The following is a 25,887-nucleotide window of genomic DNA, read 5'->3' as shown; positions in this document are numbered from 1 at the left end:
GGGATCCGGGACAATCACTGATTTTCTCCCTGACAGGGGCTGTAAGGGAAAGTTCCCTTTTCCAATCAGTCCCTGCCCGGCAGGGTGTCCCCCTCTCTTTCTCTTTGCTTCCCGCGGGCCTGTTTCTTCTCCAGGTCCCTCATCACCCACTGCCAGGCGAACCAGGCAAAAAGGCCGGCCACCAGCCAGGCCATGGGATCACAGGCCGCGGAAATGGCATAGCTGTGGGTCCGCATCCCCACCAGAGCCGTCAGGCCCCGGGCCACCAGTTCGAACACCCCGCACAGGGTAGGTGCCAGGGCGTATCCCACCCCCTGCATGGCATTCCGGCAGATGAAGATCAGGCTTAGCGGCAGATAGAACCACATGGCGATGTCGCCGTAGGTCCGTGCCCAGGGCATAAGTTCCCGGATCTCCCCATCTCCCGAAAAGAAGAATCCCATCAGGAAGGGCAGCAGGAAGTGAAGGACGGCCGCTGCCAGGATCGAATACAGGAGCATCATCTGAAAGGCTTTTTTCACTCCCTGCCGGATCCGTTCCAGGTCCCCTTTTCCGAAATTCTGTCCTGCATAGGTGGCCATGGTCTGGCCCATGGACAGGCAGCCCTGGGTCAGCAGCATGGAGACCTTGGAAGCAGCGGTATAGGCAGCTGCCGCTGCAGATCCAAACAGGTTGATGGCGGACTGGGCAATCATGATCCCGGAGGCAGTGATGGAAAACTGCAGGGCCATGGGCACCCCCATCCGCAGCTGTTCCCGTGTCTCATAGGCATACAGGCCCCAGTCTTTCTTCTCCGGTACCAGCACCGGTTCTTTTTTCAGAATGTAGACGATGCACAGCAGCACGGAAATCCCCTGGCTCACAACCGTGGCCAGGGCCGCCCCGGCCACGCCCATGCCGAACTGGATGATGCACAGAAGGTCCAGTCCCACATTGAGGCAAGCAGAAAACACCAGGAAAAACAAGGGTGCCCGACTGTTGCCCACGGAACGGAGGAAGACGGAGGCCATGTTGTAGAACACGCTGGTGAAGAGCCCCTGGAAAATGATGGTAATGTAGGTCCGGGCATCTTCCAGGATATCCGCCGGGGTGTTCAGCAGGTCCAGGAACCAGGGCACCGCGGCCGTACTCAACAGGGTCATGGCCACAGAAAGCAGCAGGGCCAGCAGGGTCCCGTTGGCCACGCTCCGACGGACCCCGGCTTCATCTTTGGCCCCGAACCGCTGGGAGGTCAGGATGCCGAAACCGGCCGTGATCCCCAGGGCAAAGCCAAGGACCAGGAACATCAGGGTACCGGTGGAACCAACGGCGGCCAGAGCCCCGGCCCCCACATACCGGCCCACGATGATCATGTCCGCCATATTGTACAGCTGCTGGAACACGTTCCCCACGAACAGGGGGAGCAGGAACTGGAAAATCAGGGGAAGGATGGGCCCCCGAGTCATATCTTTTTGCATACGATTCCTTTTCTTTCACGTCCAGTCACTAGTCTCTAGTCACTAGTCACTAGCCGATGGAAGCCAGCTTGCGCTGGCAAAATAAGGGGGCTGTGAATGGTGTTTTCACAGTCCCCTTCATTTTCATTTCATTTCAATTTAGCCAATCAGCACAGTTTGGCACCTGCCGGGATGTGGGGATCCAGCATCAGAAGATGGAGTTTCCGTTCTTCCCCTTCCATATGTTCTGCACTCAGCAGCATCCCGCAGGATTCCACGCCCATCATCTTCCGGGGCGGCAGGTTCACAATGGCCACCAGGGTCTTGCCCACCAGGTCTTCCGGATCGTAGTACGCTTTGATCCCGCTCAGGATGGTCCGATCGGTACCGGTGCCGTCATCCAGGGTGAACTGCAGCAGCTTCTTGCTCTTGGGCACGGCGAAGCAGTCCTTCACTTTGACCACCCGGAAATCGCAGGCGGCGAAGTTATCGAAGTCCACGAAATCCTTGAACAGCGGTTCAATGGTCACGTTGGAGAAATCGATCTTTTCCGGAGCCACGGTCTCAAAGACCGGTGCGGCAGCAGCTTCGGCCACTGGAGCAGCCCCGGCAGCCGGTTTGGCTTCGTTCCTGCCCCCGTCCAGGGGTTTCATGGTGGGGAACAGCAACACGTCACGGATGGAGACAGCTCCAGTCAGGAACATCACCAGACGGTCGATGCCGATACCCAGGCCGCCTGTCGGCGGCAGACCATGCATCAGGGCATTGATGAAGTCCTCGTCCATCATGCCGGCTTCGTCGTCCCCGGCGTTCCGTTCTTCCACCTGTTTTTCAAACCGTTCCTTCTGGTCCAGAGGGTCATTCAGTTCCGTGAAGCCGTTGCACAGTTCCCGTCCGAAGATATAGCCTTCGAAACGGTCGGTGATCTCAGGGTCAGCCACGCTGCTCTTGGCCAGCGGGGAGATTTCCTTGGGATGTCCGGTGATGAAGATGGGCTGGATCAGGTTCTTTTCCACGAATTCATCGAAGAAAGCGTTGATGATCTTGCCCACGCCCCAGGCAGGTTCCACTGCCACGCCGGCTTCTTTGGCCATCTGACGGGCCACTTCCACGTCCTTGACGCCTGTGAAGTCTTTGCCGCTGTATTTCTTCACGGCATCGATCATGGTCATCCGGGGCCAGGGTCCGGTCAGATCGATTTCCGTCCCTTCATACTGGATCTTCAGGGTCCCCAGGACCTTTTCCGCACAGGTGGTCACGATCTTTTCCGTCAGATCCATCATGGTGTTGAAGTCCCCAAAGGCTTCATAGCATTCCAGGGTGGTGAATTCCGGATTGTGTTTGATGTCCATGCCTTCGTTGCGGAATACACGGCCCAGTTCATAGACCCGTTCCAGACCGCCTACGATCAGGCGCTTCAGGTTCAGTTCGGTGGCGATCCGCAGATACAGGTCGATATCCAGGGCATTGTGATGGGTAATGAACGGCCGTGCCGTGGCGCCCCCGGAGATGGTATTCAGCACCGGCGTTTCCACTTCCAGGTAGCCCTGGTCATCCAGCACCTGCCGGATGCATTGGATGATCCGGGTCCGTTTCACGAACACGTCCCGCACTTCCGGGTTCACGATCAGATCCACATAGCGCTGGCGATACCGGATTTCCTTATCCTTCAGTCCGTGCCATTTTTCCGGCAGGGGTTTCAGGGCCTTGGACAGGAATTCCAGTTTCTGCACCCGGATGGACGGTTCTCCCATATGGGTCTTGAAAACGGTACCTTCCACCCCCACGATATCGCCGATATCCAGCAGCTTCACCACGCTGTAGGCGTCTTCGCCCAGTTCGTCCTTGCGGACATACAGCTGGATCTTGCCGGTCTTGTCCTGCAGATCCATGAAACAGGTCTTGCCGTGGCCGCGGATGGCCAGCAGGCGCCCTGCCACCTTCACCACCGTGCCGGCGGCTTCCATGGCATCTACCTGGTCATGGACTTCTTTCGTATGATGGGTCCACTGGTACGCATGGCCGAAAGGCAGGATGCCCTTTTCTTCCAGCTTATGCATTTTGTCCAGACGGACCTGCATCTGTTCATTGACGTCTTCGTCCGCCAATGCTTCTTTCTCTACGTCCGGTTGGTTCTTCTTTTCGTCGGACATGAAAACCCTCCTGATTCTATCCCTTGATTATTTGCCTGCTTTGGCGTCGGCCTTTTTCTTGCTGCTGGGACGGCTGACGGCAACGATTTTGTAGTCCAGTTCACCCACCGGGGTACGGACTTTCACCACAGAACCCACTTTCTGGTTCAGGATGGCTTTGCCCACAGGGGATTCGTTGGAGATCCGGGGAGGATCGGCCATGGGATCGGCTTCGGTGGTACCCACAACGGTGTATTCTTCCTGGTCATGGGTTTCCATGTCTTCGATCTTCACCTTGCAGCCCAGGGAAACCACGTTCTTGGTAATGTCACTGTCTTTGATGACTTTGGCATTGCGGATCATGTTTTCCAGGGTCAGGATCCGTCCTTCTACGAAGGCCTGTTCGTTCTTGGCATCATCGTACTCGGAGTTTTCGCTGATATCACCATAAGAAATAGCGACCTTCAACCGTTCAGCGACCTGCTGCCGCTTCTCAGAACGAAGGTAATCCAGTTCGTCTTCTAATTTTTTCAGACCTTCTTCGGTCAAAATCGTTTCTTCAGCCATGTTTCACGACTCCTTTATCGGCTTTTTGGCACCTGCCATATCTTGTAAATTATAGATTGCAGCCGGATATTTGTCAATGCTGGAGACGGTTCCCTTTCCTTATAATATAAGGAAAGTTTTTGCCGGGCAGCCAGAAGCTCCTTCTTTCCACTTCCCCTTCACCCCCGTTCCATGGGTCCATTCACCCTTTTGTCACAGCTATACACGGAACCGGTCAAATGTGGTATAATATCCAGTAACTTATGTTCCCAATCTATTTTTCAATTTTATAGGAGCTGACGTGATGACAAGCAATAAGAACAAGAACTGGAGAAATCTCTTTGGTTCCCCTTCGCCTCACAAACATAAAAAATTGGGAGGCACGATTTTCTCGGCTGTGCTGGCCCTGATCCTGGTAGGCTTCCTTTCGGTGGCTGCCTTCTTCGCCCTGGCCAAATTCACCACAGCCAAGATCCTGACCAAGGACATGGCTCCCATGGCGTCTTCCCAATTCTTCGATGCCAAGGGGAATCTGATTACCACAGTGGATTCGGAGGAAGACCGGATCCCGGTGACCATCGACAAGACCCCCAAGAACCTGCAGCATGCCTTTCTGGCGGCGGAAGACATCCGTTTCTATGAACACGGCGGCATCGATTTCCGGGGCATTGGCCGTGCCATCTACACCTACTTCCGGTGGGGCGAAGTCCAGGGCGGCAGTACCATTACCCAGCAGCTGGCCAAGAACTACTTCCTGACCCAGGAACAGACCTTGAGCCGGAAGCTGCACGAAGCCTTCATCGCCCTGCAGATCGAGCAGAAGTACACCAAGAACGAAATCCTGGAAATGTACATGAACCAGATCTACTTCGGCCAGGGTTCCTACGGTGTGGAGACCGCCGCCAATACGTATTTCGGCAAGCACGTGCAGGATCTGGACCTGGCCCAGTGTGCCATGATCGCCGGCATCCCCAAGAGCCCCAACTACTACTCCCCTCTGTCCAACCCCAAGGCTGCCAAGGAACGGCAGAAGACGGTGCTGGAACAGATGACCAAGTACGGGTTCATCACCAAGGAACAGGCGGACGAAGCCTATGCAGAGCCTCTGACCTACAAGAGCCTGAACGAATCTCCCGGCTCCAAGAAATACTTCATCGATTACTGCATCCAGCTTCTGGTGGACAAATTTGGTCCCGATGCCGTCTACAAGCAGGGCCTGAAAGTCTACACCACCCTGGATCCCGATATGCAGAAAGCGGCAGAAAAAGCCGCCGCCCTCACTCCCACCTACTACACCGACAGCAACAAGCTGAAACAGCCCCAGTCCTCCATTGTGGCCGTAGATCCCAAGACCGGCTACATTAAGGCTATGATCGGCGGCCGGGGTACCGACCAGTTCAACCGTGCCGTCATGGCGGAACGGCAGCCCGGTTCCTCCATGAAACCCTTTGTCTACCTGAACGCCCTGGAACAGGGTGCCACCCCCAGCGATACGGTGCAGGATTCCCCCATCCCGGGTGACTGGAACCCCCAGAACTACGACCGCAGCTTCCATGGCACGGTCTCGTATCGGACGGCCCTCACCTATTCCTATAACGTACCTGCCATCAAGGTGGCCATGAAGTACGGAACGGAAAAGACCCTGAAGCTGGCCAAGCGCCTGGGCATCAGCACCCTGGTGGAGGATGACGACAATCCGGCCATGGCTGTAGGCGGCCTGACCCATGGGGTGACGCCTCTGGAGATGGCCGGTGCCTATGCGGGCATCGCCAATATGGGCAAATTCAATAAGCCCACCCCCATCATCAAGATCCTGGACCGGAACGGCAAGGTGCTCTATGAACACAAAGCCAACCCCACCCAGGTTGTAAAACCGGAAAGCGCCTATATGATGATCTCCATGATGGAAGACGTCATGACCCGGGGCACCGGCCGTGGTGCCGCCATTAACCGGCCCTGCGCCGGGAAATCCGGGACCACTGACAATTACCATGACGCCTGGTTCGTAGGCTTCACCCCCGACCTGGCCTGCGCCGTCTGGATCGGGGACGACAACAACGAATCCCTGGGCGGCATGACCGGTGGTGGCGAACCCGCTACCCTGTGGCGTACGTTCATGAGCAACGCCCTGGCCGATACGCCCGCCTCGGACTTCGACAAGCCCGATGGCTTCAAGATGCCGGCGCCAAAATATGAAGCGCCCAAGAAATCGTCCAGCAGTTCCAGCAGCAAGAAAGCCGCTGACACCAAGAAGAGCAGCAAGAGCAAGGCAGATGCATTGCCGGGAGATGGCAATGTACCCCAGCCGCCCCGTTCCTCCGGCAAGAGCTCCACGCCTCCGCCGGTACGGCCGCCGAAACAGTGATGAAAAATCCCCTCGGGTTGAACCCGAGGGGATTTTTAGTACCACGCACAAACCAGTATCCCCCTGAAAGGGGGAAGGACCCGCTTGCGGGTAGGAGGTCTCACATTGGGTGTAAGACCTATCCACCGTCCATACGGACGGTCCCCCTTCCCTTTCAGGGAAGGACAAATACAAAAAAAGAGGTGCTCAGCGAGGAGCACCTCTTTTTGCTTGAACTTAGCGGTTGTTCTTGAAGAAAGCCAGAGCAACTTCCGGGAACAGTGCATAGCTCAGCACATCTTCCACAGAAGCGTTGGGATACCCTTTGGCAGCCAGGTCGGCTTTCATCTTGTCCATTTGCGGCGGGATGTCGTCGGCCGGTCTGTGGGTAATGGGCGCGATCATGGTCTTGCCCGTCTTCTTGACGATCCAGCGGCGCACCAGTTTCTTCAGATCTTCGCTGATGGGTCCCGGAGTCTTTCCGTATTTGCCCATGACAATATCCTGGATTTCGTTGGGGATCATCTTGTACCGTCCCATCATCACATTCATGGTCGCCATAGTGCCTACGATCTGGCTGGAAGGAGTCACCAGCGGAGGATACCCCAGGTCGGCACGGACTTTGGGCACTTCCTTCAGCACTTCTTCGTACTTGTCGGCCATGCCCATTTCGGTCAGCTGGTTCAGCATGTTGGACAGCATGCCGCCAGGGATCTGGAAGCTCAGGACCTTGGGGTTGATGCTGATGTTGCTGGGCAGATGGAAGGTCTTCACCAGATCAGCACGGACTTTCTTGAAGTGGTCCGCAATGGGCCCCAGTTTGTCCATGTCGATGCCGGTATCTCTGGGAGTCCCCTTCAGGGTGTAGACCAGGGATTCGGTGCAGGGATGGCTGGTGGTTTCCGCAAAGGGAGACAGGGCCGTATCCACAATGTCCGCACCGGATTCCACGGCTTTCAGCAGGGTCATGGAAGCCATGCCGCTGGTGCAGTGGGAATGGACATTCACAGGAATGCTCAGTTCTTTCTTCAGGGCCGTCACCAGAGAAGCGCAGGCATAGGGAGCCAGCAGGCCGGACATATCTTTGATGCAGATGGAGTCAGCACCCATTTCTTCCAGTTCCTTGGCCAGCTTCAGGTAGTCGCTGTCTTTATGATACGGGCTGATGGTATATACCAGGGTGCCCTGGGCATGGGCGCCGGCATCCTTGGTGGCCTTCATGGCCGTTTCCAGGTTCCGGACATCGTTGAAGGCATCGAAAATACGGATGATATCAATCCCGTTGTCAACGGACCGTTTGACGAATTCCGTCACAACATCATCTGCATAATGGTTGTAACCCAGGATGTTCTGGCCACGGAGCAGCATTTGCAGCTTGGTTTTCTTTACATGTTTCCGAATGGTACGCAGCCGTTCCCAGGGATCTTCATTCAGGAACCGCAGGCAGGAATCGAAAGTGGCACCGCCCCAGGCTTCCAGGGCATAAAAACCGCAGTCATCCAGTTGTTCCAGTACGGGCAGCATATCGCTGGTGCGCATACGGGTTGCACAGAGGGACTGATGTCCATCACGCAGAACCGTTTCCACGATTTTAACGGGGTTCGGATTGTTCATTGCTCAACCTCCTATAAGTAAGAAACAAGCTTATGGTTCATATAATGTATATTATATCATACAAACCATGCAGGGGGTAATATAATGTCCGTTATTCCAATTATTAGAAAGTTCTTATCAAAAAAAGGACTGCGCGCACAGCAGCAGTCCTTTTTCCTACTGATCTCATTTCTTGGGTGCGGCTTCCGGATGGTTCTTCAGGAAGGTGTCGTTCTGGGCAATGATATCCAGGAACACCAGGGGCGTCTTCTTCACGTTTTTCAGCCCATGGGACTGGCCCGGACGGGCAATGGTGATATCCCCTGCCTTCACCACGGTTTCCTTGCCGGTTCCGTCCGTAAAGATCCCTTCCCCGGAGATGATGATGTAGGCATCTTCGTTGAAAGCATGTTTATGGGTGCCGATGGAGGCCCCCTTCTTCAGGGTCAGATAGCACATTTCCTTGATGGCGGAATCCGGGGTAGCTTTATCCCGGGCAAAAGCGAACTTGCCATAGGCCGTCCCCTTGCCCTTGGCTACATCCTGCTTATCATAGGTGAACAGTTCCCCTTTGGGATAGACCTGTTCTCCCTCTTTGAAAGGAGATGCCGGAGATCCGGCGGCAAAAGCCGTCCCCGTCAGCAGCGTAGCTCCCAGAGTCAACAGCACAGCCAGTTTTTTCAATTGCATGAAAACCCCTCCTCTGAATATTTAAAAATAACTGCAAACTCATTGTAGCACGTTTCAAAAACAGTGACAAGAAAGTGAACATATTTTTTACCATCAAAAGAACCCGTCCTGTTTCCAGGGCGGGTTCTCTCCATCGGCTAGAGACTAGTGACTGCATACTAGTGACTACTGATTTTTACAATCCCTTCTTCGCATCTTCCAGCAGCTGCATCTTCATCCCATAGTATTTGGGACTCATATCCAGGAAATGGGCATGGGGATTGCTGAACCGCTGCTCTTCCGGCCAGATCTCATTGGTCAGCTGCTGATGCACGTAGCGGCGGATTTCCTCCAGGGACGGGGACGGATGGACCCGTTTCCCCTTTTCCAGCACCAGTTCCTGCAGTTCCCGGAACGTGCAATCCCGGAAGCTCATCTTCTTCCAGGGCCGCTGGGTATCCACAAAGGGGAATTCCGCCTCTTTGCGGGGATCCTCGTCCAGCATGGTCAACAGATCCGCAATGGCGTGACCCGTCCTGTCATACACCCTCCAGGCCCGTTTCCGGCCCGGGTTGGTGATTTTCTCAAAGGTTTCGGAGATCTTGATCTTGGGGATGATGGCCTTATCCTTGTGCACGGCCACCAGCTTATACACGGCGCCGAATACCGGATCGCTCTTGGCCGTGATCAGCCGTTCGCCCACCCCGAAAGAATCCACACAGCCGCCCTGTTCCAGGATGGAGCTGATGGTATATTCATCCAGGGAGTTGCTCATGACGATGATGGCATCGGTCAGTCCGGCATCGTCCAGCATCTTCCGGGCCCGCTTGGACAGGTAGGCCAGGTCGCCGGAGTCGATGCGGATGCCCTTCAGCCGTTTGCCCATGGGTTCCAGCACCTCTTTGGCCACCCGGATGGCATTGGGTACACCGGAATCCAGCACATCGTAGGTATCCACCAGCAGGATGGCGTTATCCGGATAGATTTCGGCAAACCGTTTGAACGCCGTATATTCATCGTCGTAGTACATCACCCAGCTGTGGGCCATGGTACCGCTCACCGGGATGTTGAACATCTGGCCGGCCAATACGGTGGCCGTGCTGTCCGCTCCGCCGATATAGGCCGCCCGAGCGCCGTAGACGGCAGCATCCATATTGTGGGCCCGGCGGGCACCGAAGTCGGAAACACCCCGTCCCTGGGCCGCTTTCACGATCCGCTGGGCCTTGGTGGCAATCAGGGACTGGTGGTTAACCTGGCACAGGATGGCTGTTTCCACCAGCTGGGCATCGATCAGGGGCGCATAGACCGTCAGCAGGGGTTCATCCGGGTAGATGATGCTGCCTTCCGGCATGGCGTACACATTGCCCCGGAACTGGTAGGTTTCCAGCCACTGCAGAAAGGGTTCGCTGAACACATGAAGGCTGCGCAGATAGGAGATGTCCTCTGTGGAGAAGTGCATATTTTCCAGGTAGTCCAGCACCTGTTCCAGACCGGCAAAAATGGCAAAACCGCCTCCGTCCGGATTGTTCCGGTAAAATACATCGAAAGAAACGTAATCATCCTGATCCCGTTTTCTGTCTTCAAAATACCCGTTGGCCATGGTCATCTCGTACAGATCGAAAACCATGGACAGATTTCGTGCATCAAACTGTTTCATCTTTCTCCGCCTTTCCAGGTACAATATTTGCTTATTATTCTATCACAATCCACCGTTTTCGGAAAATACAATTTTTGTCACCGGTCTTACCACATGCCCAGCACTTTGCCCCACAGACAGCCCACACCACCCCAGATCAGGATGGACAGCACCGACAGAAGGAACCCGATTTCCCACCATCGATTCTGGGATACATATCCCGCTCCAAAGAAAATGGGTGCCGGGCCGGAGCCGTAATGGGTCAGGCAGCCGAACAGGCTGCTGAACCAGGCCAGCACATAGGCCGCCATGGTGGGCGGTGCCCCGGCGCTGGCCATGATGCTGAGGAAGGCCGCGTACATGGCGCTGACATGGGCCGTACTGCTGGCAAACAGGTAATGGGAATAGAAATACACCACCGCCAGGATGCCCATGGCCACCACCCCGTTATCCCCGGCCACCAGACTGCCCATTTCCCGGCTGAACCAGGAGATCATGCCCTTGGCATTCAGGAAATTGGCCATCATCACCAGGATGGCGAACCAGACCAGGGCGTCCCAGGCCCCTTTCTCGCTTTTCACGTCATCCCAGGTGAGCACCCCGGACAGCAGCAAAAGGCCCAGCCCGATGAAAGCTGTCAGGGTTTCGGACAGGCCGATGTAGCGGCCCCCGGCCCACAGGACGATCAGCAGGAAGAAAATGGCAGCCATGGCTTTTTCCGACCGTTTCATGGCTCCCATGGCATCCAGTTTTTTCCGGGCCAGGGCCGGTGCTTCCGGGGTCTCCTTCAGCTCCGGCGGATCCAGCTTATAGATCACCAGGGGATACAGGACCAGGGAGAGCACCGCCGGCACGCAGGAAGCCGCCAGCCAGCCGCCCCAGGTCATGTTCACCCCCAGCAGATCACCGGCAAAGCTGACAGCCATGGGATTGGCAGCCATGGAGGTCAGGAACACGGCGGAAATCACCACGTCACACTGGAATACCACCGGGATCAGGAAGCTTCCCAGCTTCTTTTCCGTCCCCTTCCGGGGATCGGAGCCGAAGGTCAGGTTCAGGGACTGGACAATGGGGGCCAGGATGCCGCCGGCCCGGGCGGTATTGCTGGGCATGGCCGGTGCAATCACCAGGTCGCTGGCCACCAGAGAATAGGCCAAAAACAGAGGCTTCCTGCCGAACCGCTCCACGAACAGATAGGCGATGCGCTCCCCCAGCCCGGTCTTCACGATGCCCCGGGAAATGAAAAAAGCCACCACCACCAGCCAGATGGTGGGAATGCTGAAGCCGCTGAGGGCCTCTTTCAGGGTCAGGGTCCGGGTCAGGCACAGGCTCACCATGCCCAAAAGGGCCATGACCCCCATGGGCATGGGTTTCAGGATCAGGCCCAGGATGGTGGCGGCAAAGACGCCAAAAACGTGCCAGCCTGCAGGTGCCAGGTCGCCCGGAGGCGGCACCAGGAAAAACAGTGCACCCAGGATGCCGCAGAAAATCAGTTGTTGCCATTTTTTGGAAAGGGTCACGGTGGAAAGCCTTCTTTCTGGAAAAGTAGCTGTCGCGGAATAGACAAAAAGAAGCCTTTCCGCAACAGTCGGTTACAGCTTCTTATTGTACAACATCTAAATTGTTTTAAAAAGAGAAAAATTTATATTTCCTCCCCCAGGATCCTGCCGGCCATTTCCGCCGCCCGCGCTTCCAGTCCCGGATTCCTCAGGATGCTCCCCGGATCATTGGCGGTCTCCATCAGGGCAAAATGAGGGGGCAGGAGGAAATGCTTGTTGCAGTTCAGGGCATCGATCACCTGCTCTGCTACAATGTCTCCTCCACTGTACCCGCTGACCACCAGCGCAAAGATCCGCTTTTTGGCGAATTCCCGGAAGTCGGTCCGGTACAGGGCCGTCATCCGGTTGAAAAAGGCCATGAGATTGGCGCTGACTGCATCATTGTAGTTGGGACAGGCAAAGACCAGGGTATCACTTTCCCGGATGGCCGGATACCCTTCTTCCACCATCACCCCGCCATAAAAACAATCCCCCTGTTCCCCAAAATGGAGACAGGCTTCGTAGCTGCACCCCCGGCAATCCACCAAAGTCCCGTTCCGCAGGTTCACTTCCCGGATCCGGGCCCGGCCCTCCAGGTCCTTTCGGATCAGGTTCCACAGCAGCAGAGTATTGGAAGTCTCCCGGCTGCTGGCATGGAACAGGGCGATCCGGCGGCTGCCTGTTTCCGGGGTACCGGGAAAAGACAGCAGCTGGTCCACCAGGCGGGCCAGGGCCTTTTCGTAGGCCTCCGGATTGCTGATGCCCTGGATCCGGGCCTGGATGTTGAAGTTGTACAGAGAGCCGGTGGCTTCCACCAGGGGCGCCCCCGGAAAGGCACAGCCTGACCGGTTGGCAATGAAGATCATTTCCCGGCCGGCCTTTTTGGTGAACAGCTCATCCTCCCCGTCCACCACCACGCTGCCGGCACAGTTTTCCAGACAGTGGAGATGGAGGGAAATATAGGCGATGACCCGGGCAAATCCCACGCTGATGCCGCCCCGGGACAGGTTCACGGCAAACAGCAGCCGATGGGGACCGGGCTCCCGGGGACCGGTTTCCGGAAACAGCCGAACGAACTCACTGAACCGGTCCACCACCTGATGGGGATGGCCTGCCAGGGCACAGGCCAGTGCCCCGTCCACCCGCCGGGTGGCTCCCTCTTCCTGCCAGCCCATTTTAATTACGTAAAACATCATCCATCCCTTCTCTGCCTGGCCGGTTACTTCATCCGGCACAGATTCAGATAGGCGTGGCGGACCCGGTCGTACAGTTCCGGACAAAGCGCCGCGTCCTCATATTCAAAGCCCTTTTCCGTGAGACGGTTCTTCATGCCCAGGAAAGCGCCCTCTGTTTCGTCGCCCAGGTACAGGGACCCGTAGTGCCACTCCCCCCGGAGAGTCAGCAGGATGGACAGGGCCGCGCTGGAAAGGGCCGGCGCCAGGTACGGTTTGTAGCCCAGTTCCCGCACCGCCAGATTGCAGGTGACGGTTTTCCGGGTCAATTCCCGGGACAGGGCATCGTCGTAATGGTCCAGGCTGTCGGCGATCACCAGATCCTGGCCATGGGGGCCGAAAGCCCGTCCCTCTGTCAGGTAATGGACCAGCCGGGGATCTTTTTCCGCATAGTAGCAGGCCCGGGCGTGCATGACGCCCAGCCCATAGCCCTGGACCTGCCAGGGAGCAAGGCCCGAACTTTCCAGGAAGGCCCGGCACAGGTTGTCCACCGGATCGGAAACGATGCAGGCCAGACCCCGGAACTTCGCCTTCCGGGCCAGTTCCCCGAAATGGCGGACCAGTTCCCGGTTGGCTTCCAGCTGGACCATCCGCATGTCCCCTTTGGCCCCTATGGGCGGCGTTCCTTTGGTGGCACAGAAAATGAACACATCACAGGCAAAGAGATGGTCCTCGTCCACCAGATCCACTGGCGGCAGCACCTGGTCTCCCTTGGGAAAAGGATACCGGATCTGGTTGATTTCGATTTCCAGCCGTTCCAGGTTCTTCCGGTTCAGGTCACACAATCCCAGGGAGGCAATGGAATCCGCTCCCAGGAGCCGGAGCCCGATGAGCATGGTCCGTCCCACATCCCCCAGGGCCAGGATATGGACCCGGTTCTTGTCCCGGAGGGCCGGCCGTCCGGCCAGGGACAAAGGTCTGGTTACCCCTGCTTCCCGGGGCAGATCACTGAGATGAAGCCAGTTGTTTTCCATAATGCAGTTCTCCTTTCCAGGGGACGGCTCACTCGCCGCCCCGGTTCCGGTCATACAGCCGGGGGCCTGCTTCTCCCCAGCGCAGCCGGATCAGTCGTTCCATATCATTTTCAATGAAACGGGTGGGATCCATATTGGAATCGAATTTCACCCCGATGTCCACATCCGGGATCCGCAGGACGGAAATCACTTCTCCCAGCCGTTTCAGGGTCAGCCGTTTTTCGTACAGGGCCTGGTATTCGTCCTGCAGGGTCTCCATGATCAGTTTGGCATTCTGGAGACAGGTGAGCGAATACAGGTAGGCCGCGTCTCCATTGCCCTGGCAGATGAATTCCGGTTTCACATAGGGCAGGATCAGGTTCACGGAAGGATTCCTGTCATAGCCGCTGTAGTTGTTGGCATTGTCGATGCTGTCCCCGCCGATGAAGGGGTAGCAGTCCCGTTCGTTGAGCCACAGCTCCAGAGAGGGCAGGAAATAGGCACACTGGCACCGGAATCCCTGCTGGGCCATCAAATCCATGCCGCAGCCGGTCATGACCCCCACCAGTACTTCCAGGACCGGTACATCGTTCTTTTTCAGATAGGGGGTCAGCATCCGCATCCGGTGGCCTTTTTCCAGAAGGTCGTCAATGAGGATCACCGGCCGGCCAAAAGAGCGGATGGTCTTCACCTGGTTGTCCACCGTGGCATAATGGTGGGCTTCCGCCAGGGTGAACCCCTTCACGGACCGGTTGAAATATTTTTCGATATGGAGGGCCTTGGTCACCGTATTGGGGACCAGCACATCACTGAGGGCCTTCCCAAAGGGAACGGACATATAGGGCCCCCGGCGCTTTTTGGGATCTTCCAGGGTGGACACCCCATTCAGCCGGGCCACTTTCTGGATGATCCGGTAATGCATGGCACTGGGATTGAAACAGAGGAGCAGCTTTCCGGGATAGAGCTGCCGGAGCACCCGCAGCAGATTGTTATGGGCCCGGTCCAGGGCACTGCGGACACGGCGGTTCTTGTTGAAGGGATTCTTGATGGTGGTCTCCACATCCCGGAACAGCACCACCGGGGATTTGATCTGGACCGCATAGACCGGATGGGGTGCCCCTTCCGGCGCAATATCCACAAATCCCTGCCGGATCAGGATTTCCACCGTCTCTTCCCGGTACCCGGATGGATCCACCGGATGGTAGACCACATAGGTGAAATCCCGGTTGATCAGTTCTGTCATGATTTCGGTGAGAAGGATCTGCCCCGGATGGGAAATGGAGCTGTTCCCGCTGACGGCAAAACAGCCCAGGGCCGCGATCCTTCCGGAGGCTTCCTCCCGTACATGCTCTGCCACCCGGGGATCCCGGAATTCCATCAGGAGTTCCTGGACCGGGACCTGGTGGACGGCGCCAAAAGCTGCCAGATGGCCTCCCTTTTCTCCCCCGTCCACATATTGGGTGAAGACCCGGGGCCGTCCATCTTCCCTTTCCCAGGCCAGGTACCGCTGCACCAGCAGGGACCCCTCCCCCTGTTCCTCCAGCAGGGACCGCAGCTGGGGCAGGTCGGTCCATTTCCGGGGCCGGAACTCTCCGATGCCGATTTCCCGGGCTTCCAGCACATGTTTATAGGCCGGTTCCCGCAGGTACAGATTGTTGGCATAGATGAAATTCTGGGCCACCGGATCCATCAGGGCAGAAACATCCCGGTTCTGGTCAATGTTTTCCCGGATCCGGGTGGAACTCACATCTTCGTAGAATTTGTCCAGCTTCAAATGGAGGATCTTCCCCCGGATCTGTTTTTCCGCCGTCCGTTCCTTCTCCTTCCCGGCCGGTGCATCCGTATACCAGTTGCTGTTCTCCCGGGTCTCCCGTTCAAAGATGATGTGGTTGAGAGAATGGATGGAATCTTCGGCCGGCGCCAGCCGGTACGCCGAGGCATTCTCCACCACATCGGATCCCACGGCCAGGTACAGTTCCTTGTCCCGGAAGATGTTCCGCAGTTTCCGGATATCCTCCGGATTGGCAATGTTCACCGGCAGGTTTTCCGAGAAGGGATAGATGTCCTCCAGATCCGCCACGGACATGTTCATGATCTTCCGGCGCATGAGCCGGGGCTGGGTGTGCTTGGACCAGGAGAATTCATCCAGGGCCAGGTAGACCACGAATCCCATGTCCCGGATCCGCCGGGCCACCGCCTTGTGTCCGCTGCTGAAGGGATCGAAGGTGCCGGGATAGAAACAGACTTTCTGCTTCCGGGGAAAGGCAAAGCCGCCGGCAGCGGCTTCCACCTGGCTGATGTACCGGTAGATGTGGTTCAGCACCGCCGCATTGCTGTAAAAGTCCAGTTTGGATTCCGTGTTTTCCTGGAGCAGCACCCAGATCTTCTTGCAGCTGTGGAGGAACAGGAACTCCTTCCGTGCTTCCGGCATCTGGGAACTGTGGAACACGTAGGCAGCCAGGCTGCGGAAGGCATCCCGGCTCAGCTCCCGGTTGTAATGGGCAAAGGCCCGGAGGATGGCGTACAGCAGCCGGAGCTGGCGTTCCCCGTTCTGTTTTTCCTGTTCAGGAAACCGCCGGGCAAAATCCTGGAAATTTTCCAGCACCACGCCCATGGTGTCCACCGCCGCACCGGCCAGCTGAAAATTGGTGGAGTCCATGTCTTCCTGCAGGGAATTCAGGAATTCATCCAGTTCCTCCGGCAGCAGTTTCAGGATCATCCGGCCCAAATATTCCGGTACGTATTTGGTGATCTGCTGGTCTCCGATTTCCAGGCCGTTGAACAGTTCCACCGCCATCTCGTTTCGCTGGGCATAGGTCATGGAATCGGCGATGTCCAGAAGCGCCTCCCCGGCGGTCTGGCGCACGGCCAGATACTCACTGACCTTTACCAGATTGCACAGGTGCATCCCCAGATGCATGACATTGCCCCGTTCCCGGCCCTGCAGCAGGGCATGGCACATGAGATGGATATTGGCCATTTTGATGATCCAGTGGACCCCGGATTTCAGGTCCTCCAGGAACAGGCTGCTTTCTTTTTCCGCAAATTCCCCCGGCGCTTCCGGCAGTTCCATGGTCCGGCGCAGCCGGCTGAACAGAGCCTCTTTCCCCTCCTTCTCCCCAAAGAGATGGTGGGTGGCATACAGGGCCCCGATCCGTACAATGAGACGGTCATCCTCTCCCATCTTTTCCAGGGTCCGCCCCACCTGGCGGCAGAAGGTTTCGGTCAGGTCCTCCGGCCGCAGATACAGGAGAGCCTGGAGCAGGATCATCCGCTGCTCGGCCGTCAGGTCCGGTTTTTCGTACCAGGTCCGGAGGATCTCCAGATACAGGGCGGTGGGATGCCGTTCCTCCGCAATATTGGCCAGAGCCGTCCCCACCCGCTGGTACCGGGTGGACAGCACCGCTCGGAGAAAAGGCCCCAGACAGGCCCCGATCCGGTTCTTATGCTGCTGGGTGTAGCGCCGTTCCGGCTCGATGATCATCTCCAGATAGTGCCGGAACAGGATCTGGTTGGTAATTTTCTTCCGGGGCAGCCGCACCCCCCTGGGCAGTTCCTTGGTATACCGTTCATTGAAATTGGCGGTGATCTTCCCCATCAGGGCGGCCGCCTGGACCCGGATATCCTCTTCCTGGTGGCTCAGCTGTTCGTACAGGAACTGGAGGGTCATCAGCTTCTGCCGCTCCGTCATATAGGTGGAATATTCTTCGAAGATGCTGATGTAGGCCCGGAGATTCTTCCAGTTTGTCTGGCTGCGGGCCCCTTCGATCAGATTGCCGAAATCCCTTTCACTGCGGAAAAGGCTCATGAGCCGGATGTTGTGGGCGATGGCGGCGTATTTCAGCTGCCGGACCACCTCCTGTCCCTCCAGCAGGGCGTATTCCCGGGCAGGGCGGACCCGCTGCTGGCTTGGCACAGGGGAGAAATCTTCCGGCAGCTCCAGGGTGACCCCCAGTTCCTCCATATAGGCTTCGAAATCCGCCAGTTTCCGGTAGACCTTCTGGTAGCGTTTCCGTTTGGCTCCATCCACCTGGTCCAATTTCTGGAGGATCACATCGAAAGCCTCCTCCAGGGTGTAGAAGTGGATCACTTCCCTGCCCTGCCGGTCCCGGGTGCTTTTCACCCGGAAATCCGCATAAATCAGCAGCAGGGATTCCACGGACAGATTCTCCAGTTCCAGATCCCACACCGAATGGTTGGCGGCAATGTGTCCCATCTGGGGAAGCCCTTCCCGTTCACAGAAAAGGTCCGTGTAATAATAATGGAGATAGGGGACCCGCTTCTCTTCCCCCTTCCGGCAGCCGTACTTCCCGATATCGTGGATGGCCGCCGCTCCGGCGATCAGGGCCACATCCACCGGAACGCCCCGTTCGTGCAGCTGCCGAGCCATGAACACTGCCACATAGGCCACCCCGCCAATATGGCCCAGGGTATTGAAGGGGGTCACTTCCGTCCCCAGGCGCATGAATTCATACAGATACCGGTCCCGGACCAGGGTGCAGAACCGCAGGTACTCCCGGGTATAATGTTCCTTCCGGATTTCCTTCACCGGCAGGAGGGCGATATTCCTCCGGGGATCAAAGACGCAGCGAAGCTTTTCATAATGGTACAGGCCCCGGAGGATCTGCAGCAGGATCCGCCGTCCGGTTCCATATCGGTCTGCCTCCGGGGATGGTTCCGGTTCCGTGGTTTCCGGGAAAAGGTTCCGCAGCAGAGCCTGATAGCAGTCCTTCAGCCAGCCCTGGGGCGGTTCATCGGCCAGGACCGGCAAAAATCCCCGGAGGATTTCCAGCACGGCGGCCCCGGGAAACCGGCCCTGGGGGTCGGCGGCGCTTTCCAGCAGGGCGCAGGCTTTCTCCATCTCCCAGTCCCTGAGTTGCTGGCGCATCTGCTCCGGAGCAAGGCCCAGGGACCTGCAGAAGGCCGGTGCCACCATGGCTTCCTGGATGCATTCCCACAAACGGATGGTATTTTCCATTTCTTTCATGAAAGTTCTCCTATAAAAAATACTATTCTGTCAATACTGGTTCTATTATACCATGGAAAAAGAAGTGTGGAAAAATCATGTGACCCCTTTTCATTGGCTGGTGGGGAGTGGTTGGAAAAATATTTTTTGCACGCAGGAGGTTTCACATAGAGGGGAAATCGTTTGTCCCATGCTGGACCTATCCACCATTGCGCAAATGCGCAACGGTCCCCCTTCCCTTCCAGGGAAGGACAAAGGATCCCCTCCTTTCAAAGAGGTTGGACTGACAGCTGCCCCAACTTTCGTCAATAAGGATATCCGCCCTTTTCAAGGGCGGGGAACTGACTGCACCCATCCTTCGTCAACAGGGATATCCGCCCTTTTCAAGGGCGGAGGACCGTTGCGCCCCGCGCAATGGTGGTGGGTTCGCTCTTCGCAGGGACGGCCCATGAGGGACGTGACCCGGGTCGCCCGGAGGGCCGCATAAAAAAGGAGGTGTGAAAAAATGCTTTTTCACACCCCGTCACTAGTCTCTAGTCACTAGCCGATGGAAGCTAGCTGACGCTAGCGAAATAAAGGCGCTGTGGATGATTTTTTCCCAGCCTCTCACTCACGGTTTCCCTGTCAGCAGCCGATCCAGCAGACTTCCCAGACTGCTATGCTTTGGCTGGGGCTGGGGCTGGGGTGCCGGAACGGTTTCCTGGGCTTCCTTCTGTTCGTTGGCTTTTCTCGTATTGGCATCCAGCTTTCCCACCTGTTTTTCCAGGCTGGCCAGGCTGTTTTTCAGGTTCGTATCGTCATAGCGGGTCCCCACGATATCCCGTTTCATGCTGCGAACTTCTTTTTCCAATAACAGCTGCTGGCTGTCCAGGCGCAGGTACAGGCCAACGGTACAGATGAGGTTCAGGCCCAGCAGCGCAATCAGGATTTTCTGGAATTTCGTCATGGCAGGGTACTCCTTCCCAAAAGCAAAATGGTGCAGATCCAAAAACCGGATTTGCACCATTGTAGCATATGGGGAGGAAAAGTCAATGGAATTCACCCTGCGAACTGGCTGTTGTACAGCTCTTTGTAGAACCCGCCCTGGGCCATCAGGCTTTCGTGGGTGCCCTGTTCGATGATCTTCCCGTCCTTCATCACCAGGATCCGGTCTGCGTTGCGGATGGTGGACAGCCGGTGGGCCACGATGAAGCTGGTACGCCCCTTCATCAGTTTGGCAAAGGCGTTCTGGATCTTCACTTCCGTCCGGGTATCGATGTTGGACGTGGCTTCGTCCAGGATCAGCATGGGCGGCAGGGCCAGCATCACCCGGGTGATGCACAGGAGCTGCTTCTGCCCGGCGCTCAGGCTGTCATCATTCACCACCGTATCCAGCCCTTTGGGCAGTTGTTGGATGAACGCCCAGCTGTGGGCCTCCCGGGCGGCCTGGATGATTTCCTGCTCCGTGGCCTCCGGCTTGCCGAATGCGATGTTCTCCCGCACAGTTCCCTGCTTCAGCCAGGTCTCCTGCAGCACCATGCCGTAGGTCCGGCGCAGGGAGTGCCGGTCCACCCTGGCCGTATCCTGGCCGTCGATGGCAATGGTCCCCTGATCCACATCGTAAAACCGCATGAGCAGGTTGATGAACGTGCTCTTGCCACAGCCGGTGGGCCCCACAATGGCCGTGGTCTGCCCCGGTTCCACCTGGAAGTTGAATCCTTCGATCAGGGGTTTCTTCTTGTCATAGGAAAACGCCACCTCCCGGATCTCCACACGGCCCGCCTTGAACTGCAGCTGCCGGTCCGGTTCCGGGCTCTGGGGGGTCTCTTCAATCAGGGCGAACACCCGGGCGGCGCAGGCCAGTGCGTTCTGCAGTTCGGTGACCACGGAGCTGATATCCGTAAAGGGCTTCATATACTGGTTGGCGTAGTACAACAGTACCGTAAGCCCGCCTACGGTAAGCCCGCCGCTGAGGATCCGCCAGCAGCCCACCAGGGCCACCAGGGCGTAGATCAGGTTGTTCACCGCCCGGGTGGAGGGGTTGGTCAGGCTGCTGTAGAACAGGGCCCCCTGGGTGGCCTCCTGCAGCTGCTCATTCAGCCCCTTGAAGTCGGCGGAGGCTTTTGCCTCGTGCCGGAAGGCCTTCACCACCTTCTCGCCGCCCACCATTTCGTTGATGAGGGCGGTCTGCCGGCCCCGGATGGCGGTCTGATCCCGGAACAGCTGGTAGGAGCGGCGGGCGATGAACCGGGCCACCACAAAACTCAGCGGGGTCAGCACCATGACCATGAGAGAAATTTCCCAGTGGGTGGCGAACATGAAGTACAGGGTCAAAACAATGGTGATGCCCCCGGAAAACAGCTGGGTGAAGCCCAGCAGCAGGCCGTCGGACAACTGGTCCACATCGGCGATCATCCGCTGCACCAGATCCCCGGAACTGTGGCTGTCCAGGTACGACAGGGGCAGTTGCTGCACCTGCCGGATGGCCCTGCTGCGGATATCCCGCACGGTCCGGTAGGCCAAAAGGTTGTTGATCCGGTTCATGGCCCAGGTGGCCAGGGCCGACAGCACCACCAGCAGGAGGATCAGGGAAGTGGTGCGCCCTACCTGGGCAAAGTCCACCTTTCCCGGGCCCAGGATGCCGTCGATGGCCCGGCCGAACAATACGGGCACATACAGCTGCAGGGCCACGGAAAGCCCGGCCAGGACGATGCTTTCAAGCAGGAGATGACGGTAAGCGTCGATGACCTGCCACACCTTTTTCAGGGTCGCCATACTGGATTCCTGTTTCACCGCCATCTCAGCCCACCTCCTTTCCGTTCTGCCTGTTCTTCCGCCGCTCTCCCGGATACTGGGAGTCGAAGATTTCCTGGTACACCGGGCAGGTTTCCAACAACTGGTCATGGGTGCCCTGTCCCACCAGCCTGCCGTCGTCCAGCACCAGGATGGTATCCGCATACCGCACGCTGCTGGTGCGCTGGGATACGATGAACACGGTCAGCTCCCCTTCCAGGGCCTTGATGGCCTGGCGCAGGTGGAGGTCCGTGGCAAAGTCCAGGGCACTGGCCGAATCATCCAGGATCAGGATGTCCGGCCGTTTCACCAGGGCCCGGGCAATGGTCAGCCGCTGTTTCTGTCCCCCGGACAGGTTCCGGCCCCCCTGTTCCACCAGGGCGTCCAGCTGTCCCTCCCTGCCCAGCACCACGTCTTTGGCCTGGGCCACTTCCAGGGCCTTCCACAGGTCCTGGTCCGTGGCATTTTCGTTCCCCCAGCGCAGGTTGTCCCGAATGGTCCCTTCGAAGAGCATGGCCTTCTGGGGCACCAGGGCGATGTGATCCAGCAGTTCTCCCTCTGGATACTCCCGCACATCCCGACCGAATACTTCGACCCGGCCCTTCGTCACATCGTAGAAGCGGGGGATCAGATCCACCAGGGTGGATTTTCCGCTGCCGGTGCCGCCGATGATCCCCACCGTGCTCCCCCGGGATGCGGAAAAATCAATATGGCTCAGGGCCGGAGCCCCATCGTCAGTATATTGGAACGTCACATTGCGGAAAACCACAGCCGGTGCCTCCACCCCTACCGGTTGAAGGGTACCGTCGGGGCGGGGGTAGGCCATGGTGCTGCGGATAGCCAGGATATCCCGGATCCGCCTTGCACAGGCAACGGATTTATTCATGGTCACAACCAGGCTGCCCAGTTTCACCAGTTCGATGATCATCTGGGCCATGTAGTTGTACAGAGCCACCACATCCCCCTGGGCCAGATAGCCCAGCTGGACCCGCAGGGCCCCCTGGCGGATCAATACCACCGTGGCCAGGTTCACCAGCAGGTACGTGGCGGGAGTCATCACCGCCGACCAGCGGCCCACCTGCAGATTCCTGCGGGTCACGGTCTCGTTCCGGTCATCGAATTCCTTTACTTCATCGGCTTCCCGGCAGAAGGCCCGGATCACCCGCACCCCGGTCAGGTTCTCCCGGGTGGTCTGGAGCAACTTGTCCAGGGCCCCCTGGACCCGGGTGAACAGCGGCACGCTGCGGACCATGATGCCCACCACCACGGCCAATAGCAGCGGGACCGCCACAACAAACACCAGGGCACTGGGCACGTCGATGGTGAAGGCCAGGAGCATGGCTCCGAACACGATGAACGGGCTCCGCAGAAGAAGCCGGAGCCCCATGTTCAGTCCGGTCTGCACCTGGTTGATGTCACTGGTCAGCCGGGTGATCAGGGTATCCGTCCCCAGGGTGTCCAGCTCTTTGTAGGAAAGGCCCTGCACATGGTCAAACAGGGCCTGGCGCAGTTTCGTGGTAAACCCCACACTGCCCCGGGCGGCAAAGTACTGGGCCGTAAAGGAAAAGCCCATGCCCAGGATCATCAGGGCGATCAGGGCTCCGAAACATTCCAGCAGGAACGTTTCATCCCCATTCCCCAGGCCCCGGTCGATCATGGCGGCGATCACCAGGGGCACCGCCAGGTCCATCAGGGCTTCCAGCAGTTTAAAAGCCGGTGCCAGCAGACAGTCCCGGGTATAGCCTTGAAAGTATGGAAGAAATGATTTCATCTGTTTCACCTCATGTCTTTTTCATACTCTTATGGTATCATAGATATTGCTATTTACTTGATATTGCTTTTATAACAAGTTATATAATTCTCATATAGGAGGCCCATCTATGAACCTGGAACAACTGAACTGCTTCATTGCTGTGGTGGAGGAAGGCTCCATCTCCGCCGGGGCCCGGCGCCTGAACCTGACCCAGCCCCCCGTTTCCCTGCAGCTGAAGAACCTGGAAAAGCGCTGTGGAGTACGTCTGCTGGAGCGCAGCATCGGCAGCCGCCGCATCCACCTGACGGAAGCCGGCAAGAGCCTGTACGACACTGCCAAACGGATGCAGGACCTGGCCCAGTCCGCCCGGCAGGATATGCTGAATTTCCGTCTGGGCAAAAAGGGCAGCCTGCACCTGGGCATGATCTCCTCCGGCACGGGCAACACATTTTTCAAGGGCCTTGCCTATTTCTTCCAGCAGAACCCGGATATCCCCATCCAGCTCCATGAGGGCAACACCTACCAGCTTCTGGACGCTCTCCATAAGGAAACCCTGGACCTGGCCGTGGTCCGTACCCCTTTCTCCCCCCAGGAGCTGGACGTCCAGGTTCTCTGCCGGGAAAACTTCGTGGCCACCGGTACCCCCAGCTGGTTCCCGGATCCTCTGCCGGAATCTCTGGCCCTGGATCAGCTTGTGGAAAAGCCCCTGCTGAGGTATCGGCGATGGGAAGCCATCCTCCGTCAGCTCTGCGAGAAACGGTCCCTTCCCCTGTTTTTCCGCTGCACCGCCGATGATGCCCGCAGCTGCCTCCAATGGGCCCAGGCCGGGCTGGGCATTGCCCTGATTCCGGAAAGTGTGCTCTCTCTCAGCCACGATCTGGTTGCCATCCCTCTGGCAGAAGAAACCCTTACCAGCCAGGTATGCCTGGTGCGCAAAAAAGGACGGCCCCTCCAGGAGGCCGCCCGTCGATTCTGGGACAATGCTCAGTAAGTCTGTAAAAACCGTTTGAAGAATTCCACACTGGGCCGCAGGGCATCCACCGGGATCTTTTCATCCACCTGGTGGGCTGCGCCCCAGCGGTCATCCCGCACATGGCCGGAAAACAGCAGGATGTTGTCCGTAATGTTCCGGTAGTAGTGGCTGTCCGTCCCTCCCAGCATCAGGAAGGGCACTGTCTGTACCCGGTTCCCGTACAGGTCGGCCAGCACTTTTTCCGCCACCTGTACCCCATACCCGTTGGGATCGGAAGCGGGCAGCGGATCCCGTCCGGACACGTGGCGGATGGCCACGCCCTCCGGCAGGAACTGTTTGAAATATTCCGTAACGCCTGCAATGGTATCTCCCTGCAGCACCCGGACACTCATCTGGGCGGTGGCCAGGCTGGGCAGCACGTTGGGCTGCTGGCTGGCACCGGCCATGGTGAAGGCGATGGTGGTGTGCAGCAGGGCATCCAGCCGGGGATCCTCCTGGGCCAGTGCGCACAGCTGTTCCCAGTGTCCTTCGGGATCGGCAAAGATTTCCCGTTCTTCCCCTGTTTTCAGAGGCGCTTCGCCGGCCAGCTGGGCTTTGGCCAGAGGGGTCAGGCGATAGGGGAAAGGATGGCCTTCGATGGCAACGATGGCTTTGGCCAGGGTGCCCAGGGCCGTACCTCTGCCCGGACGGCTGGAATGACCGCCTGCGGAACGGACGGAAATCTCAAAGTTCACCGGGGATTTTTCCGCCAGGCCGATGCGGGCTTCCAATTTTTCCCCTGCCGGGAACAGGCCGCCCCCTTCGTCCACCACGGTCCCCAGGTGCACCCCTTTGCGCTGCAGGTTCCCGGCCAGTTTTTCGGCCCCGTCCACATCGTTTTCCAGGTACACCTCTTCCGAGTAGCCCAGAGACAGGTACAGGTCGTAGCTGGGACGCCAGCCCTCAGCCAGCAGGGCTTCCACTGCCTCCAGTTCGCTGAGCAGCAGGTGCTTGCAGTCGGTGGTGCCCCGGCCGCAGATGCAGCCGTCTTTGATCTCACCCCCGAAGGGGTCGAAGGACCACTGGCTGCGGTCCCCGATTTCCACCACATCCTGATGGCTCATCAGGAGCAGGGGTTTCTTTTCACTGCTGGTCCCCTTCAGATGGAACTGCAGTCCGGCCTGCCCCACTTCCTCCAGTTCCATCTCCGAAAAGATGTGGGGATAGAATTCCCGGAAAGCCTGGTGCAGCCTGTCGAACTGTTTCCAGTCCACCTTGTCCACGTTGGCATTGCTCACGGTGGCGCACTGGATGAACCGCTGGAGATGGGCTGCGTATTTCTTGTCTTCTTCTGTCAGTGCCATG

At 57.8% G+C, this 25,887-nt stretch carries 16 protein-coding genes; 2 read left to right on the top strand and 14 right to left on the bottom strand.

Going from position 1 to position 25,887, the window contains the following annotated elements:
- Positions 1-65 precede the first annotated feature (65 nt).
- The 3 genes from BQ5462_RS05915 to greA form a co-directional block, all read right to left on the bottom strand.
- Positions 66-1,457 carry an MATE family efflux transporter gene (locus BQ5462_RS05915; RefSeq protein WP_071142464.1) on the bottom strand — a complete coding sequence of 464 codons (1,392 nt, stop codon included), beginning with the start codon at positions 1,455-1,457 and terminating at the stop codon, positions 66-68.
- Positions 1,458-1,603: 146 nt separating this feature from the next.
- The gene (lysS, locus tag BQ5462_RS05910) at positions 1,604-3,589 is read right to left on the bottom strand and encodes a lysine--tRNA ligase (RefSeq protein ID WP_071142463.1); all 1,986 of its coding nucleotides are present in this window, start codon (positions 3,587-3,589) and stop codon (positions 1,604-1,606) included.
- A 27-nt stretch (positions 3,590-3,616) separates the two neighbouring features.
- Complete coding sequence (gene greA / locus BQ5462_RS05905) at positions 3,617-4,135, bottom strand: transcription elongation factor GreA (protein WP_071142462.1); 519 nt, start codon at positions 4,133-4,135, stop codon at positions 3,617-3,619.
- Positions 4,136-4,418: 283 nt separating this feature from the next.
- Here greA and BQ5462_RS05900 point away from each other — a divergent pair, with 283 nt between their 5' ends.
- A complete protein-coding gene (locus BQ5462_RS05900) occupies positions 4,419-6,479 on the top strand; it encodes a transglycosylase domain-containing protein (RefSeq protein ID WP_071142461.1) in 2,061 nt (686 codons plus the stop codon).
- A gap of 216 nt (positions 6,480-6,695) precedes the next feature.
- Here the strand turns inward: BQ5462_RS05900 and BQ5462_RS05895 are convergent, their stop codons facing one another.
- The 10 genes from BQ5462_RS05895 to BQ5462_RS05850 form a co-directional block, all read right to left on the bottom strand.
- On the bottom strand, positions 6,696-8,072 hold the full coding sequence (locus BQ5462_RS05895) for a pyruvate carboxylase subunit B (protein WP_071142460.1): 1,377 nt from the start codon (positions 8,070-8,072) through the stop codon (positions 6,696-6,698).
- A 165-nt stretch (positions 8,073-8,237) separates the two neighbouring features.
- Complete coding sequence (locus BQ5462_RS05890) at positions 8,238-8,735, bottom strand: cupin domain-containing protein (RefSeq protein ID WP_071143320.1); 498 nt, start codon at positions 8,733-8,735, stop codon at positions 8,238-8,240.
- A gap of 181 nt (positions 8,736-8,916) precedes the next feature.
- Complete coding sequence (locus BQ5462_RS05885; protein ID WP_071142459.1) at positions 8,917-10,377, bottom strand: nicotinate phosphoribosyltransferase; 1,461 nt, start codon at positions 10,375-10,377, stop codon at positions 8,917-8,919.
- A gap of 86 nt (positions 10,378-10,463) precedes the next feature.
- Complete coding sequence (locus BQ5462_RS05880) at positions 10,464-11,876, bottom strand: anion permease (protein ID WP_071142458.1); 1,413 nt, start codon at positions 11,874-11,876, stop codon at positions 10,464-10,466.
- Between the two features lie 122 nt (positions 11,877-11,998).
- Positions 11,999-13,090, bottom strand: coding sequence for an NAD(P)H-dependent oxidoreductase (locus BQ5462_RS05875; protein ID WP_235819583.1), 1,092 nt, complete (start codon positions 13,088-13,090; stop codon positions 11,999-12,001).
- Positions 13,091-13,113: 23 nt separating this feature from the next.
- Positions 13,114-14,100 (bottom strand): Rossmann-fold NAD(P)-binding domain-containing protein, encoded by a 987-nt coding sequence (locus BQ5462_RS05870; protein WP_071142456.1) that lies wholly within the window; start codon positions 14,098-14,100, stop codon positions 13,114-13,116.
- A 28-nt stretch (positions 14,101-14,128) separates the two neighbouring features.
- On the bottom strand, positions 14,129-19,066 hold the full coding sequence (locus BQ5462_RS05865) for a phosphohydrolase (protein ID WP_071142455.1): 4,938 nt from the start codon (positions 19,064-19,066) through the stop codon (positions 14,129-14,131).
- Between the two features lie 589 nt (positions 19,067-19,655).
- Positions 19,656-19,991 carry a hypothetical protein gene (locus BQ5462_RS05860; protein WP_071142454.1) on the bottom strand — a complete coding sequence of 112 codons (336 nt, stop codon included), beginning with the start codon at positions 19,989-19,991 and terminating at the stop codon, positions 19,656-19,658.
- A 92-nt stretch (positions 19,992-20,083) separates the two neighbouring features.
- Complete coding sequence (locus BQ5462_RS05855) at positions 20,084-21,823, bottom strand: ABC transporter ATP-binding protein (protein ID WP_071142453.1); 1,740 nt, start codon at positions 21,821-21,823, stop codon at positions 20,084-20,086.
- Position 21,824: 1 nt separating this feature from the next.
- Positions 21,825-23,588 (bottom strand): ABC transporter ATP-binding protein, encoded by a 1,764-nt coding sequence (locus BQ5462_RS05850; protein ID WP_071142452.1) that lies wholly within the window; start codon positions 23,586-23,588, stop codon positions 21,825-21,827.
- A gap of 109 nt (positions 23,589-23,697) precedes the next feature.
- On the opposite strand from BQ5462_RS05850, the gene BQ5462_RS05845 reads away from it, so the two are divergent.
- Positions 23,698-24,561 carry a LysR family transcriptional regulator gene (locus BQ5462_RS05845; RefSeq protein WP_071142451.1) on the top strand — a complete coding sequence of 288 codons (864 nt, stop codon included), beginning with the start codon at positions 23,698-23,700 and terminating at the stop codon, positions 24,559-24,561.
- Here BQ5462_RS05845 and BQ5462_RS05840 read toward each other — a convergent pair.
- A complete protein-coding gene (locus BQ5462_RS05840; protein ID WP_083378090.1) occupies positions 24,555-25,886 on the bottom strand; it encodes a M20/M25/M40 family metallo-hydrolase in 1,332 nt (443 codons plus the stop codon). The genes BQ5462_RS05845 and BQ5462_RS05840 overlap by 7 nt on opposite strands.
- Between the last annotated feature and the right edge of the window lies 1 nt (position 25,887).

It is taken from the genome of Acidaminococcus timonensis (genome assembly GCF_900106585.1).
GTDB classification, from domain to species: domain Bacteria; phylum Bacillota; class Negativicutes; order Acidaminococcales; family Acidaminococcaceae; genus Acidaminococcus; species Acidaminococcus timonensis.
Note: the sequence above shows the minus strand (reverse complement) of the source record. Positions and strands in the feature narration are given on the sequence as shown.